Origin of the sequence: Chryseobacterium angstadtii (genome assembly GCF_001045465.1) — a bacterium.
GTDB classification, from domain to species: Bacteria; Bacteroidota; Bacteroidia; order Flavobacteriales; family Weeksellaceae; genus Chryseobacterium; species Chryseobacterium angstadtii.
This window is the reverse complement of record NZ_LFND01000003.1, coordinates 1,062,464-1,078,674: the sequence shown is the minus strand read 5'-3', so window position 1 is coordinate 1,078,674 and position 16,211 is coordinate 1,062,464. Positions and strand designations below refer to the sequence as shown.

Sequence of the window (16,211 nt, the reverse complement as noted above, 5' to 3'; positions counted from 1 at the left end):
GCTGTTTTTATTCTGTTGCTTTGATAATTGCTTTGGTAATCTGTTCCTCTTTTTCCTTTGAATAAGTGGAATCAAAAGGTTCCATCACATCAAATAAATACTGGTAGAACGGCGTAATTTTCTGCACGTTTTCAGATTCTTTTATGGCTTTTTGTTTTCCCATCTGCTGAAGGTCTTTGATAAAAGTATTGAACTTTTTATCAATCGGTTCTATGGATTTTACAAGGTAAGCATAGGCTTTATCATCCTGCCCTAGCTTTTTGTAAGCATCAGTAACCGCAGCTACCACAAGAGAATATTCCATAGGTTTTGTTCTCATCTGTCTTCTTGCGAAATTCTGATCTGCAGGAGCAAGGCTTAAATAATAATCATATTCTTCAAAAATTCCTTTTTTAAGAATTTCCGCCAGCTGAAGCCCTTTCTGTTCCTGTCCTGCTATGATATATCCTGTAACCATTGCGCTCAATGAACGGGGATCGTTGAATTTCTGAGCAGGAATTTCTTTTGAAGCCAGATCCAGTAATTCTACCGCTTTAGCTTTCTGTCCGCTTAATGCCAATGCTGAAGCAGCTCTGCTTGCCGACATTCTGTAGCTCATGATATTGGAAGTAGCGGTTTCATCAAAATGACTGTTCAAATCTTTAAAATTCCCCCATCTGAAGTTTTTCACTACGTTGTATAAAGAATTGGCATCTACTCTTCCCATATCTCCGTCTACGCTCTGAGCGGTATGGATTGGAACTAATCTGTAGCTAAATCCGTCAAACTGAAGATATTCATCAAGATAAAAAATATTTTCACTGTCATAGATTCCTCCTGATGAGAAATTGATCGGACGCTTCCAGTCGAAATTCGCCAGCATATCCAGCATGATCAGGTTGTTTTTATAAAGGGTGTTTCCTTTGTACGTGATCATAATCTGGTTTACTACGTTCGGAAGATCTGCCTGGGTAATAATTCCTGCTCTTAATGCATTTTCTTTGTTTACAGGAAGGATGAATTTGTCTACCGGAAGAATATTATATTTTTCATACTTTTCTTCCCCGAAATACATTTTTAAAAGTTCATCCTTTTCCGGAGATTTAAATTTAATGAAATCAACAGCTTCTTTTAATGTCAATGAATCCTGAGTAAGGTATTTTTTGAAAGCTCCGAATTGGGTATCCGGAACGCCCTGTTCTTTCAACATAGAGAAAACGCCTTCCCAGTCTTCTTTTTTCATCATATAGATCTGGTCGTTTACTCCATCCCTGTAATCATCATGAGTCAATTCACTTGGAATTCCTGCTGCATTATATGTTTTTCTCTTTACCTGATCAAGGTTCCAAGGTGTTGAAGCTAGAGTAAAGTTGACTACTTTTACATCATCTCTGAATCTTTCTGTTTCCTGAATGGCCCAAACAGGGTAAGTATCATTGTCTCCGTATACGAATAAAATATCATTTTTCGGAAGCGATTTTAATACGGAATAAGCATAGTCATAAGCTGTATATCGATTGCTTCTGTCATGTACGTTGTAATTCTGGAAGCCCATCATAAACGGTACACCTAATAAAACTACTCCCAGAGCAATATTAGCTCCGTTAGATTTTACTTTAGACTGAATAAACCATAAAATAGCTCCGGCTCCAAGACCAATCCAGATCGCAAATGCATAGAAGGAACCTACCATCGCATAATCCCTTTCTCTTGGTTCAAAAGGTTTTACTCCTGTATAGAAAATAATTCCGACACTGGTTAAAACAAATAATGAAAGAAGCGCATAGAATCTTCCAAAGTCTCTGTTTAGCTGGAAAAAGAAACCAATCAATCCTAAAATTAAGGGTAAAAAGAAGAACTTCACCGTACTTTCATTCTGGAATTTAGCAGGCATTTTATCCTGATTCCCCAATAAAGCATTATCTATAAAAGAAATCCCCGAAATCCAGTTTCCTTTGGTGTTTTCCATATTTCCTTCAAGATCGTTCTGTCTTCCTACGAAGTTCCACATCAGGTATCTTACAAAATAATACCCGTTCTGGAAAGTGATGAAATAATCCATATTCTGAGCCAGTGAAGGCTTTTGAACATTAATCAGGTTATAAGGCTTCACCTTTAAATAATCTGCTGCGGTAATGGATTTATCTTCATATTTTGCTCTAAGCTCGTCAAAGATCTGTTTTGCCTGAGGATTGTCCGCTACATCTTCATTGCCATAATTGAAGGTAAAATCAGGAGCTCCATACATAGAAATGTAGTTGGCCATCACATCTTTATCTTCGTTGAACATTCTCGGCATTAAGCTCACCTGAGATTTACTGAAAACATAGTTGAAACGGTCTCCTGTTTTTCTGTACGTTCCGGTTTTCTCATCTTTTTCATAGATTTCTCCGGTCTTCTGAGTCTTGAAACTTCCGTCTTCATTTTTCTCAATTCCGTTGGCATCAAGGAAAGCGGTGTAGTTTTGTCCGTAGATCGTCGGCCAGTCACCGTATTGTTCTCTGTTGTAATAATCCAGCATACCGATTGCCGTATCCGGATCGTTAAGGTTCATCGGTGGATTCGCATTCGCTCTGATGGGAATAACCATCCAGCATGAGAAACCGATAATCATATAAACCACAGACAATGCAGCAGTCTGAAAAATATTTTTCTTTGCTTTTCTGGCATACTTAATCATAAAGAAACACGCCAGTGTCATTAAAATAAATGCAGCTATCGTTCCCGAGTGGAAAGGAAGTCCAAGACCGTTCACGAAGAATATTTCAAGTCTTCCGAACATCGTCATAATCAATGGGAAAATAATTTTGAAAACAATAATCAAAATTCCCAAAGTAATGGCATTGGCCCAGATAAAGTTTTTCCAGGTGAATTTGTAGTTTCTTGCATAGTACACCAGACATACAGCCGGTACTGCAAGCATCCCCATCATGTGAACCCCTACGGAAAGACCTAATACAAAGAAAATAAGGATGATCCATCTTTCGCTGTCTTTCGCCAGATATTCGTTTTCCCATTTGGTAATTAACCACACCAAAAGAGCGATAAACATAGAAGCCATGGAATATACTTCTCCTTCTACTGCAGAGAACCAAAAGGTATCTGAGAAGGTAAAACATAACGCTCCTACTGCTCCTGCAAAAAGAATTGAAATTTCCTGATGTTTTGTTACTTCATCAAAATCTTTGTTTAAAAGTCTTCTTACAAAATGGGTAATCGTCCAGAATAGAAATAAAATCGTCAGCGCACTGAACAATGCAGACATTGCATTGATTACGATAGAATAATTTTCACCTTTCCCTAAAGCAAAAATGGCTGCCACGGCACCCACAATCTGGAATAAAGCCGCTCCGGGAGCATGCGTTACTTCAAGTTTTACTGCTGAGGAAATGTACTCGCCGCAATCCCAGAAACTGAAATTGGGTTCTATGGTCGACAAGTACGTGAAAAAGGCAATGACAAAAATCACCCATCCTAAAACGGTGTTCCATTGCTTAAAAGTCCAATTTTTCATAGTATTAAATCAATTACGCGAAAATAAGGCTTTTATAGCATTCTATGGTGTTTTTAACAAAATTTAAAAAAAATGGCGTAGTATTTGTGATCGTACTTGATTGAAGATTGCAAATCAGAAAATAAATTTTACCGAATCGCTGGCTTGAAGTCAAACAAAAGTTTAGTAATTATTTATTTTTTTGTATTTTTGCGGTCAGATTTTTATTGAAAATAACAAATAATGAGTAATGTTTACGATAATATTCTTGGCCTAATAGGAAATACTCCTATGGTGAAGCTTAATACTGTTACAAAAGATATTCCTGCAACCGTTTATGCCAAGTTAGAATCATATAATCCTGGACATTCCACAAAAGATAGAATAGCACTTCATATTATAGAAAACGCTGAACAAAAAGGTTTATTAAAGGAAGATTCTGTAGTTGTAGAAACTACCTCCGGAAATACCGGTTTTTCTATTGCAATGGTCTGTATTATTAAAGGATATAAATGTATTCTTGCGGTAAGCGACAAAACAAAGCCTGAGAAAATTGCTTATTTAAAAGCATTAGGCGCAACTGTATACATTTGTCCCGCCAATGTTGCAGCACATGATCCCCGATCTTATTATGAAGTAGCTAAAAGAATAGCTTCAGAAACACCAAATTCAGTTTATATCAATCAGTATTTCAACGAGTTGAATATTGACGCACATTATCAGACTACAGGTCCTGAAATTTGGGAACAGACAGAAGGTAAGGTAACGCACCTTTTTGCCTGCACTGGAACGGGTGGAACATTGTCTGGTTCGGGAAAATTTTTAAAAGAGAAGAATCCCAATATTAAAATCATTGGTGTGGATGCCGACGGATCTATCCTGAAGAGCTACCACGAAACCGGTGAGATTCACAAAGAAGATGTTCATCCTTATCAGATTGAAGGAATGGGAAAAAATTTAATTCCTGCTGCTCTTCTTTTTGACAAAGTAGATGAATTTGTAAGAGTAAACGACGAGATGTCTGCCTACAGAACCCGTGAAATAGCCCTTAAAGAAGCTATTATGGGAGGGTATACTACAGGAGCCGTTACCCAGGCACTTATTCAGTATTCCCAGTCTCATGAACTTACCAAAGATGATATCATAGTGCTTATATTCCCTGATCACGGATCAAGATATATCACTAAAGTATACAGCGATAAATGGATGGCTGAACAAGGCTTTGTCAATAACTGTGTACACAATTACGATGAAGTTTTCAAAACGGAATTCATTAAATAGAAATCAATAACCCACGATACAAATCAGGCCTTTTGTGTTTTACAGGAAAGGCTTTTTAAATTTACTTATACAAAATGTTGGATATTTTTGAAAGAATAAAAGAAAATCCAGGACCTCTTGGACAGTTTGCAGATTACGGAGAAGGCTATTTTATTTTCCCAAGACTGGAAGGGCCTATCGGTCCCAGAATGCAGTTTCAGGGAAGAGAAGTAATTTTCTGGAGTGCTAATGACTATTTAGGATTATGCAACCACCCGGAGGTTATAGAAGCAGATGCCAAAGCTGCTGCAGAATATGGAATGTTCTACCCTATGGGCGCAAGAGCTATGTCCGGTGAAACGGATCAGCACCTTCAGCTGGAAAAAGAACTGGCAGATTTTGTACAAAAAGAATCAGCGTATTTATTAAACTTCGGTTACCAGGGAATGGTTTCTACCATTGATGCTTTGGTAAGCAGAAATGACGTTATCGTATATGATGTAGATTCTCATGCGTGCATCGTAGACGGTGTGAGGCTTCACTCCGGAAAAAGATTTACTTACAGACACAATGATATTGAAAGCCTTGAAAAAAACCTTCAGAGAGCGACTAAGGTAGCAGAAGAAAACGGAGGCGGTATCCTTGTGATTACTGAGGGAGTTTTCGGAATGAGAGGCCAGCAGGGAAAACTTAAAGAGATCTGTGATCTTAAATCAAAATATAACTTCAGACTTTTAGTAGATGATGCCCACGGATTCGGTACTCTTGGAGAAACAGGAGCCGGAGCTGGTGAAGAGCAGGGATGTCAGGATCAGATTGATGTGTACTTCTCTACTTTCGCTAAATCTATGGCTGGTTTCGGAGCTTTCCTTGCGGGAGATAAAGAAATCATCAGATATCTGAAATTCAACCTTAGATCTCAGATTTTTGCTAAGTCTCTTACGATGCCAATGGTTATCGGAGGATTAAAAAGACTGGAGCTGTTGAGAACAAGACCTGAAATTAAAGCTAAACTTTGGGAAAATACCTACAAGCTTCAGAACGGTCTTAAAGAAAGAGGCTTTAATATCGGGGACAGCAATACCTGTGTAACTCCGGTTATGATGCAGGGAACTCCTGTAGAGGCTACTCTTCTTGTAAAAGATTTAAGAGAAAATTACAGAATATTCACTTCTGTCGTAGTATATCCGGTAATTCCGAAGGGAATGATTCTTTTAAGACTTATTCCTACCGCATCTCACACGGATGCAGAAATTAATGAAACACTGGCAGCGTTTGAAGCCATTCATGATAAATTAGTAAGTGGTTACTATAAAGAGCAGGAACAGAAACTGCTGCAGGAGCAGGGTTTAAGTTTTAAGCCGATCTAATTTGAAAAAATAGAAAAACCACTGAATTATTTCAGTGGTTTTTTATTGATTGTCTATCCTATAAAATGTACAAATAAAAATGAAGTTCAAAGGTTATCTGTTAGGAATATTGTCATCCGTATCTTACGGACTTATTCCCATCTTTATCCTGCCGTTGAAGCAGGCTCATTTTTCAATGGATATCACTTTGTTCTACAGATTTTTATTTTCGGCCTTAATGGTGGGCGGATATCTTCTGTATTCCAAAGAGGGTTTCAGAATCAATAAGAAGGAAGCTTTGATTCTTAGTGTTTTAGGAATCTGCTATGCTCTTTCTTCGGAATTTTTATTCATCGGGTATGATTTCCTGACACCGGGAATCGCCTCTACCGTTCTCTTTATTTATCCTGTAATAGTGGCATTAATCATGTTCTTTTTTTATAAGGAAAGATTAACAAAACTCTCTGTCATGTCTCTGTTTCTGGCTTTTGCAGGCGTTATTGTTCTATGTTTAAAAGGAGAAAGTATGGAGATCAATTTTGCAGGCCTCGGAATTGTTATGCTGAGTTCATTATTTTATGCACTCTATATGGTGATAGTCAATAAATCGGATCTGAAAGTATCCGGATTTAAGCTTTCCTTCTACTCCATGATTTTTACGTCTGCATTTTTTATGCTTAAAGCTTCTATGGAAAGTGAGTCTTTTGCCATACCTTCCGTATCGGTCTTCGTGAACTTCATTATTTTTGCATTTCTCACCACAGTTATTTCCAGCCTTTGCCTTGTGTACGCCATAAAATATATCGGATCTACTCCTACGGCTATTTTGGGAGCATTGGAACCTGTAGTTGCCGTCATGGTAAGCGTTCTTATATTTCATGAAAAGTTCACCACCAATCTGCTTATTGGTATTACTCTGATTCTTTCAGGAGTGACTCTTAACGTGATTGCAGATCATAGAAAATCAAAACGTGACCAGTATAAAACATTAAAAAATGCCTGACGTTGGTCAGGCATTTTTCTTTATTTCATTTTATTAAACATATAACGGGCAATCTTCCATTTTCCGTCTTCTTTCTGCATGACAAACAGTTCGCGGTTTTCTTCCGGCGTTGTTTTTTTGTCTGCATGAATTAGTTGGGTTCCCTTAGACATGGTACGGGCAATTGCATAGTTATCATTAATCACCGTAACCTCTTCAATGGTAAATTTCACATTGAGCTGTAATGTCTTAAAAACAAAGTCATAAGCTCCTTTCAGCTGTTCCTGTCCTTCCGCACTGGGTGCTCCCTGAGGCATAAAAATTCCGTTTTGGGTATATAACGGCAGTACCTGTTCAGTAGATGAAGCATTCAGTGCGTTTCCATAGGCGTAAAGAGTTTCCTCTATATTCTTTTTTATATTGGTTTCCATTGTTGTATTCTTTTCTGTTGTTGTAGTTGAAGGATTGTTATTTTCTTTTTTTCCGGTGCAGGCTGATAATAGAAGAATAATCTGGGCTGCTATCAATAAGTTTTTCATTATTACAGTTTTGATTTAGCTTCTTCAAGGCTCACTGCTTTTCCAAGCTTACCGAATTCATGAAGATCTCCGAAAACTTCAATTCGGATCGACTGATCTATTCCCCCCACTTTTAGAGGATCAAAACCTGAATTCCTGATCACATCTTCAATATCATGATCAATTCCTTCATCATCGGAAGCATAAAACAGAACGTCTTTTTCAGGTTGGTGATTGGAAGATGAGGCCAGGGTTCCCGCACTAAGCGTACCGAATGCCTTTACCAGCTTAGATCCTTCAGGCAAAATGGCTTTGTTCAATTCTCCCGCAGATTCTCTTTCACCAATCACTTTTTTTAATCCACCATTTCCATCCGGAGCAATAGGATTAGATACATCAACAATGATCTTGTTGCGTAAGCTATTCCCGTTGTCATTGAAGAAATCTTTAAAAGAACCAAACCATATGGCCGGGATAATAATATCTGCAGTATTGATTGCCTCTTCAATGCTTGCACTTTGAGCAAATCCTCCTGACTGTGCAGCAAAATCATTGGCTTCTTCAGCATTTCTTGTTGCTACAATTACCTGGTGTTTGTTGCTTACTAAATTACCGGCTACTGCTTTACCAATATTTCCTAATCCGATAACTGCTACTTTTTTCTGTGTTTCCATTTTCTTTAAATTTTAATGTTTTTGTATACACCAAAATTAGTATGGACAGACCCAAAAAATCGACAAACAAGTTTAAGAAAACATCTTGACATTTGTTAAGCTAAATTCTTAACATAGTTTCATAAAACAAATTATTATTTTATTCTTTTTGCCCGGATTTTACTGAGAAACTGAGGGGTAATCCCCAAATAGGAAGCAATTTGAGTATTGGAAAGGCGATTGGCCAGCTGAGGATACTGTTTAAGGAAAAACTCGTACTTCTCATCGCCGGTAGCACTGATATTCTGAAGCATGCGGTTCTGAAGTTCAATAAATTTCTGTTCAATAATGACTCTGAAGTTACGGTCAAACTTTGGATAATAAGTATAAAGGTACCAAAGATCTGTCTTCTCAATCTGGAGCACAATAGAATTTTCCAGGGCTACGATATACAGTTTGCTGGGCTTTTTATTATGAAAGCTGTCAATATCTACAATCCAGTCATTTTCTGACGCAAACTGGAGATTATGCTCAATACCGTCTTTGTCTACACTATACATTTTAAAACATCCGGAAACAATAAATGTATAATACAGACATATCTCGTTTTCCTGTAAAATAAATTGTTTTCTCTTGATTCTTCTTTCAGTTATTCTGGCTTTTAATACTTCTGTTTCCTCCTTCGAAAGCGGAATATAGCTTTTAAAATAATTGATAAGAGAAGCTGTTTCTTTTGACATTATTATAAATGTGTTTTTATACTGATCATAAGGTGATCGCAATATAACCCTGTTAATTGATTTCCAAAAGATATTCGAAATCAATCTCTATGACAATATATCAAAAAAAACTGAAATTAAAACTTATCCCTATTTTAAATTTACACAAAATATTAAGGCTTCCAAAAGCTCCATAATTTGCCATTAAAAACAGCTAATAGCTTTGAGGCCGTATCGTAAACAATCATTCCTGCTGACGGATTGATGATATTTAAATGAGGATGAGCAACTTTTGGAAGTACCATTGCCTTATCTGTATCTTCAAGTACCAATATACCGGGCGTATTCGTATGATTCCCAATTGATGTTCTTCCGGTTGAAGCTTCAGGTTCGTTATATTGAACCGTGACTCCATCCAGACCCGTCATAGGGTCTACCGTTGTTCCTGTAGTGCCTACTGTAAGGTCTTTCCATCCTGCATTATATTTTACTTTAACCTTATGATCCGTAAGATCAAAGACAATAGAACCGTTTACAGCTGATGCTAATGCAGATACTGAGCTTATCCAGGGGAGAATAATTCCTCTGTCTTCAGCTCCAAAATCGATGGAGGCGGATGGAGATGCTACTGTTTGTTTTCCGATTGCAATTTGTGCCGAAAGAAAAAAAGAAATTGTTAAAAGATATAATGTGATTATTTTCTTCATTTGATAAAAATTAAATTTATGGACAGGTTTGGGTATTAAAGCATTTCCAGCCGGAAGCAGTACCGTCTATGTTAATTTGCAGGCAGTTTAACGTTGTATTGTACACCATCATTCCTTCTACCAGATTGGCTGCAGGAATGGCTGAAATCTCAGCTGAAGAAAGCCTGTTAGGAACAAAACTTTTTGTTAAAGCTTCCAGCGCTATCCAGCCTCCTTTTCTTAACATTGGCCAATTTCCAGTCTCTTCTCCAGCGCCTGCTCTGTTTAAAGCAGTAATACCAAAGTTGGTATTCAGCACATTCCCATCGGTAATAGAGGGTTTGTAACAATAACAGTTTTTAATCGTGCTGTCGGCAGCATCACCAACTCCTTGTCCTTCATCTCCTCCCATATCTGCGGGACCTCCGTTATCAACCAGAACCGGAACTCCTTTAACATCAACATTTCCAAGTATTGTTCCGGTAAGATCTATTTGTTCAGGAGAAACATTTTCATCGCCTTCAATGGCATCAAAACAACCGTCTCCGTCGGAATCAAGATCCAGATAATTAGGAATTCCATCACCATCCAAGTCATTCCCGGCACATGCCGACTGGCTCGCAACAAACGCCCATATATTAGCAAAAAGCCGGTCACTGTTAGAGGTAATTGCACTTCCCGGTGTGATTCCTCCTACAACGGTGAAGATATCTACATCTGCTACCAATAAGTCATTATAAACCGCATCAAAATAGATAACAGGTCTATTATTACGATCTACGGCTATGGTATTAGCGAAGCAGGAAGTCGTACCAGAGGAAAAATAAGCCTGAAAGCTTCCACCCTGATTAAAAGAATTGATACTCCCGAAAGGACCACTAAAAATTTTGGTACTGCCAGCAATACCTACCGGAAAATCGGGATTTACATTTCCTGAAATAATATCAGCTCCCCAGGCCTTTGTCTGAAACTGAGTGGAAATTACAAAGTTTTTAAGTGAATCATTTGACCAGTCTTTAATCGCCAGTAATTCACTATCCGATAAATAAGAAGATGAGCCGTTATCAATTCCACCTAAAAAAACAGCATTTAAATTCAGACTGGTTATGCTTGCTTTGGTAATAGGATTATCCGTAATCGGGACTAATACAATATCTGCTTTTACTGTTCCGGAAGGACCAAAATTAGCAGGATTCGTAAGTTTTAAGGCAGATGATCCACTCATGTACATTCCATCAAAAGTATACCCGTGAAAACCTGTTTGGGTATCCAAATCTCTCGAATCCTGTATATAACCTACACGGATAGTTTGTCCGGATAAAGCACAACTGTTCTCTACGATGTCCAGAATACCATCATTATCATTATCCAGATCACAGTTGTCCTGAACTGCATCTTCGTCTTTATCTAAACAGGATGACACACTGCTATCAGCTGAAAAACCAACTCCCTGCCCCTGGTCTCCTCCTATATCTGCAGCCCCACCTGAATTAACCAATATAGGAATTCCGTGACTATCTACTTTGCCCAGTATTTTACCGTTTGCATCTACCTGAGATAATGAAACTTTTTCATCTCCTTCAATAGCATCAAAACAACCGTCTGCGTCTGAATCATTATCCAGATAATTTGGAATTCCATCGCCATCCAAATCATTACCAGCACACGCTGACTGGTTGGCAACAAAGGCAAAGATATTGGCAAAAAGCCGGTCGTTATTGGAGGTTATTGCGCCTCCCGGTGTAACTCCACCCAATGTGGTAAATGTATCTACATCCGCTACCAATAAATCATTATAGACATTATCAATGTGCATTACATTTCTATGTCTGGCGTCAACAGCTGAAAAAGCTGCAAAGCAAGGATTAAAAGAAGAACCAAAATAAGCTTGGAATCCTCCTCCTTGATTAAATGATCTTATACTCCCAAATGGCCCGTTAAAAATTTTATTACCTACTGCCAGACCTACCGGAGTATCAGGATTCACATTTCCTTTTTTGATAGATGCTCCCCAAGCGGGTGTCTGAAATTGTGTAGCCACAACAAAATTCTTAGGAGAGTCGTCTGACCAATCTTTAATAGCAACAAATTCGCTATTAGACAAATAAGAGGTTGAACTATTATCAATTCCTCCTAAAAAAATGGCATTGAGGTTCAAGCCTGTAATGCTTGCCTTAGTAATAGGATTAGCATTAATAGGTACCAGCACAATGGTTGCTTTTACAGTTCCGGAAGGTCCGAAATTAGCAGGATTAGTAAGTTTTAAAGCAGATGAACCGCTCATATACATTCCATCAAAAGTATAGCCGTGAAAACCTGGTTGTGTATCCAAATCCCTTGAATCCGGTATATATCCGATACGGATAGTTTGTCCAGATAAGGTACAACTATTTTCAATTATATCTAAAATACCATCATTGTCATTATCAAAATCGCATTGGTCCTGTACCAGATCTCCATCGATATCCTGCCCATAAACTCCATTCAATCCGCCAAGCCAGAATACAATAAAAAAGGTAATAATTTTTTTTTTCATAAGTTAAGCCTACATGTGTGTTTTTTATTTTTGAAAACACTGCATTAAGAATTATCTGTAAAATCTTAATTTAGTATTTCCGCATATTTAACTGCATCATTCAAGAAAATTGATATGATTATTACAGTTAAAATTCGGTCCCAAAAATGCAATAATTCATTCTTAAAATTATAAATACAGGTGCTAACTTATTGTTAATAAGAATCACACTTTAGAGATAAAAATGTTATTTATGACAATAATAAAATATTTAATTTCAAGTAATTAAATAATCAATATTGTTAAATATAGAGGCTCGATCAAATAACTCTTTATTTGCAGTTTAACTATATATTCTACTCCATTTTCAATGAAAAACTTTTTTGGAAATGGGTAAGAAAATATCTAACTTTGGTCCATCTATTAAAAATAGCAGTACAGCGCTATACTTTTTTAAAATAACTTTGCAAAAATCTCCTGTTGAAAGACCTGCTTCTTATCACTCCGCCTTTTACCCAGCTTAATACTCCTTATCCGGCAACTGCTTATATTAAAGGCTTTCTGAATACAAAAAATATTTCCAGTTATCAGATTGATCTGGGACTGGATGTCATTCTGGAATTATTTTCAAAAAACGGAATCGAGAAAATTTTCAACATGCCTATCCATCTTCAGGAAGTGTCTGAAAATTCACAGAGAATCTATGCGCTGCGCGAAGAATATTTAAAAACAATAGATCAGGTTATCCCTTTTCTGCAAGGAAAAACACCAACACTTGCAAGACAGATATGCAGTATGAATTTTCTTCCGGAAGCTTCCCGTTTCAACCAATTGGACGATATGGATTTCGCATTTGGAAATATGGGACTTCAGGACAAAGCAAAACATCTTGCCACACTTTATCTGGAGGATATTTCGGATTATATCATTGAAAATATAGATCCTGATTTCGGATTCAGCAGATATGCGGAACGTTTAGGGAAAAGTGCAAATTCATTTGATGAATTATATGCCAAGCTTTCTGAAAATAAGACATTTATTGATGAATTTACACTGAAAATTCTACAGGAAAAATTAGAATTAGTCCAACCCAAACTGGTTTGTTTTTCGATTCCTTTTCCCGGAAACCTGTATGCAGGATTCAGGTGTGTCCAGTTTATAAAAGAAAATTATCCCCATATCAAAACAGCGATGGGCGGAGGATTTCCTAATACGGAATTAAGAGAAGTAAAGGATCCGAGAGTCTTCGAGTTTTTCGATTTTATTACGCTTGATGATGGAGAGCTTCCTCTTGAGCTTCTTTGCAGCAACTTAAATTCTGAAGAGGAAAATAAGGAGTATAAAAGAACTTTTGTAATTGAAAACCAAAAGGTTACCTATAAAAACAGTTCTAAAAGGCACGATTATAAGCAGTCAGACATCGGAACTCCGGATTATACCGATCTGCACCTGGATCAATATATTTCAGTCATTGAGATTGCCAACCCGATGCATAGTTTGTGGAGTGACGGAAGGTGGAATAAACTGACTATGGCTCACGGTTGTTATTGGGGAAAATGTACTTTCTGTGATATTTCTTTAGATTATATAAAAATTTACGAACCTATTTCCGCGAAAATTCTGGTGGACAGAATGGAAGAACTCATCAGAACAACCGGAGAAACCGGATTCCATTTTGTAGATGAAGCTGCCCCTCCTGCCTTAATGCGTGAAGTGGCACTGGAGATTTTAAGACGAAACCTGGTCGTTACCTGGTGGACCAATATCCGGTTCGAAAAAAGTTTTACCCAGGATTTATGTTATCTGCTGAAATTATCAGGGTGTGTCGCGGTTTCCGGAGGACTTGAAGTCGCCAGTGACCGATTGTTGAAACTGATTGATAAAGGGGTTTCCGTGGAGCAGGTTGCGAGAGTTACAAGGAATTTCACCGAAGCCGGGATTATGGTTCATGCCTATCTTATGTATGGCTACCCGACTCAGACGGTTCAGGAAACGGTAGATTCTTTGGAAATGGTGAGACAGATGTTCGAAATGGGAATTTTACAGAGCGGATTCTGGCACCAGTTTGCGATGACGGCTCACTCACCTGTAGGAATACGCCCTGAAGAATTTGGAGTAACTCCGGTGAAGGAAGAAATTCTCTTTGCCAATAATGATATTGATTTTAAAGACAAAACAGGAATCGACCACAGTAAGTTCAGTTTCGGTTTGAAAAAATCTCTTTTCAATTATATGCATGGAATTAATTTTGAGTTTCCACTTCAGGAATGGTTTGATTTTAAAATTCCGAGAACAACAATTCATCCGGACCACATTCATGATTGCCTTTTGGATGAAGCCCAGTTTAGTTTTAAAGGGAATTCAAAAGTGGTCTTTTTAACCAAAAACGTAATCGCTGAGAATCGCGTAAAAAATAAAAAGAAATACTCTGGGACGTATACCTTACTTACATTCCACTTAAAAACAAACATTATCAAGATTGATCTCGAACAAGCTCTAGCAGAATGGTTAATCAAAATATTGGAAGAACATTCCATAGAAAATCCGAAAAGAATTACAGTTCAACAACTTAAAGATCAGTTTGAGGAAAATTTTGAAGATTTTGAACTGTTCTGGTTTTCAAAACCAATACAACAACTTAAAGAAAATGGAGTCATTTTGAGTCTCTGATTTAATCACAAAAAAATCCCGGGAAATTCAATTTCCGGGATTTTTTATAAATTATCAGGTTTAAACCATTAAGATCATTGAAGGAGGTAAGAATAATTAAGATAAAATCTGAAGATTTTTATTTCCTCAAGATTGGGGATAGTTATTTCAATTTTTATTTTACCGTATTATCTTTCTCTACCGGACCTACAATTACTTTTTCCTGTACTTTAATAAAGCTTGGATCCATAATTGCCATGCGCTCTGCAATGGCCTTATAAGTCGGATATTTTAGGATAGATGCTCTTCCCGACATTTCCCTGTAAAGAGTAAAGGTCTTTCCTCCTGCTGTTTTCAGCTGTTTGGTCGTGGTAATATACCTTCCAATTAATTTACTTTTAGCATCATAGATCTCAATATCTACAAATGACTTATCGGTAATAGTGTCTTCCGAGCCAAAGCTTACCGGGAGATTGGTAAAATACCCTACAGGAACCCCGTTGGACAGAATCTCTCCTACTTTATTGACTTCAATATTCAGTTTATCTATTTTACTTCGGGTGGTGTAGGCATCTTTTGTCTTGGAATCCAGTTTTCTTTTGGGAACCTCTTTAAAAATTTCGTCCAGAGTCTTAATATTAATTCCTTTATTATCAATAATTTTCAAGCCTTTTATTGAGGTATAAACAGCCGATCTTTCTTCGCCGGAAAATGCAGAAGGAGAAATATAATCCAGTTCTATTGTTTTATCTCTGTTGTAAACCCTGTTTAGTTTTATATAGCTGTCTCTTACTGAATCCACGATGCTTTTATCAATAAATTCTATAGTATACATCGGGGTTTCCTTCAGGTCCATGAAAGTATAAATATTGGATTTATTTGAGATTTTAGCTACATGAACTCCATCCAGACTTATGATTCCTCTTTTGGTTTTAAAATTCTGAGCACTGAATAAAACACTCAGAACGGTAAAGAATATGATTGTACTTTTCTTCATAAAATCAGACTTTTACACAATAAAAAAAGTGTAACCAAAGTTACACTTTCTTGAAAATATATTTAGCTTTCATTTAATTATTCACAAAGGATGATACCTTTATTATGATTAAATTCTACAACACCGCTTTTGATAGAATAAGAAAAAACAGAGTCTTTATCGTTTTCCTTAGTTAGATTTTTAGCATAAGCTTCTTCAACTGAACCTGTAAAAAGCTTTACTTTGCCTCCGATCAAAGAAGAAACAATTCCTGCGTGGTTGTTCATGATGTGAAATTCACCATTTTTTCCAGGCAATAATACTGATTCTACTTCTCCTTCAAAAACTACGTATTCTGGTGTTAAAATTTTTATATTCATATTTCTTAGATTAAAGAGAAAAGAGAAAAGAAAAAAGAAAGAGACAGTGTCT

General features: G+C 37.1%; 12 protein-coding genes. 4 read left to right on the top strand and 8 right to left on the bottom strand.

Translation table 11 applies throughout. The features are described 5' to 3' along the window. Window positions 1-7: 7 nt before the first annotated feature. Complete coding sequence (locus ACM46_RS12690; protein WP_048506989.1) at window positions 8-3,493, bottom strand: glycosyltransferase family 117 protein; 3,486 nt, start codon at window positions 3,491-3,493, stop codon at window positions 8-10. Between the two features lie 222 nt (window positions 3,494-3,715). Between ACM46_RS12690 and ACM46_RS12685 the strand changes: the two genes are divergently transcribed. The 3 genes from ACM46_RS12685 (at window position 3,716) to ACM46_RS12675 (ending at window position 7,084) form a co-directional block, all read left to right on the top strand. After that, the gene (locus ACM46_RS12685; protein WP_048506988.1) at window positions 3,716-4,753 is read left to right on the top strand and encodes a PLP-dependent cysteine synthase family protein; all 1,038 of its coding nucleotides are present in this window, start codon (window positions 3,716-3,718) and stop codon (window positions 4,751-4,753) included. Between the two features lie 77 nt (window positions 4,754-4,830). Beyond that, entirely contained in the window at window positions 4,831-6,102 is a 1,272-nt protein-coding gene (locus ACM46_RS12680) for an aminotransferase class I/II-fold pyridoxal phosphate-dependent enzyme (protein ID WP_173426487.1), read from the top strand. Window positions 6,103-6,181: 79 nt separating this feature from the next. Next, window positions 6,182-7,084, top strand: coding sequence for a DMT family transporter (locus ACM46_RS12675; RefSeq protein WP_083997399.1), 903 nt, complete (start codon window positions 6,182-6,184; stop codon window positions 7,082-7,084). Between the two features lie 20 nt (window positions 7,085-7,104). Here ACM46_RS12675 and ACM46_RS12670 read toward each other — a convergent pair whose 3' ends face one another. The 5 genes from ACM46_RS12670 to ACM46_RS12650 all read right to left on the bottom strand — a co-directional run bounded on the left by ACM46_RS12670 (window position 7,105) and on the right by ACM46_RS12650 (window position 12,175). Further along, a complete protein-coding gene (locus ACM46_RS12670; RefSeq protein WP_048506985.1) occupies window positions 7,105-7,602 on the bottom strand; it encodes a YybH family protein in 498 nt (165 codons plus the stop codon). Between the two features lie 2 nt (window positions 7,603-7,604). Then, window positions 7,605-8,255 (bottom strand): NADPH-dependent F420 reductase, encoded by a 651-nt coding sequence (locus ACM46_RS12665; RefSeq protein ID WP_048506984.1) that lies wholly within the window; start codon window positions 8,253-8,255, stop codon window positions 7,605-7,607. A gap of 134 nt (window positions 8,256-8,389) precedes the next feature. Beyond that, the gene (locus tag ACM46_RS12660) at window positions 8,390-8,974 is read right to left on the bottom strand and encodes a Crp/Fnr family transcriptional regulator (protein WP_048506983.1); all 585 of its coding nucleotides are present in this window, start codon (window positions 8,972-8,974) and stop codon (window positions 8,390-8,392) included. Between the two features lie 152 nt (window positions 8,975-9,126). Next, window positions 9,127-9,660 (bottom strand): hypothetical protein, encoded by a 534-nt coding sequence (locus tag ACM46_RS12655; protein WP_048506982.1) that lies wholly within the window; start codon window positions 9,658-9,660, stop codon window positions 9,127-9,129. Between the two features lie 16 nt (window positions 9,661-9,676). Further along, a complete protein-coding gene (locus ACM46_RS12650) occupies window positions 9,677-12,175 on the bottom strand; it encodes a hypothetical protein (protein ID WP_048506981.1) in 2,499 nt (832 codons plus the stop codon). A gap of 459 nt (window positions 12,176-12,634) precedes the next feature. Between ACM46_RS12650 and ACM46_RS12645 the strand changes: the two genes are divergently transcribed. Next, window positions 12,635-14,824, top strand: coding sequence for a B12-binding domain-containing radical SAM protein (locus ACM46_RS12645; RefSeq protein WP_048506980.1), 2,190 nt, complete (start codon window positions 12,635-12,637; stop codon window positions 14,822-14,824). A gap of 154 nt (window positions 14,825-14,978) precedes the next feature. Here ACM46_RS12645 and ACM46_RS12640 read toward each other — a convergent pair whose 3' ends face one another. Continuing rightward, window positions 14,979-15,800 carry a hypothetical protein gene (locus ACM46_RS12640; RefSeq protein WP_048506979.1) on the bottom strand — a complete coding sequence of 274 codons (822 nt, stop codon included), beginning with the start codon at window positions 15,798-15,800 and terminating at the stop codon, window positions 14,979-14,981. Window positions 15,801-15,877: 77 nt separating this feature from the next. Next, on the bottom strand, window positions 15,878-16,159 hold the full coding sequence (locus ACM46_RS12635; protein ID WP_048506978.1) for a FoF1 ATP synthase subunit delta/epsilon: 282 nt from the start codon (window positions 16,157-16,159) through the stop codon (window positions 15,878-15,880). Window positions 16,160-16,211: the final 52 nt, after the last annotated feature.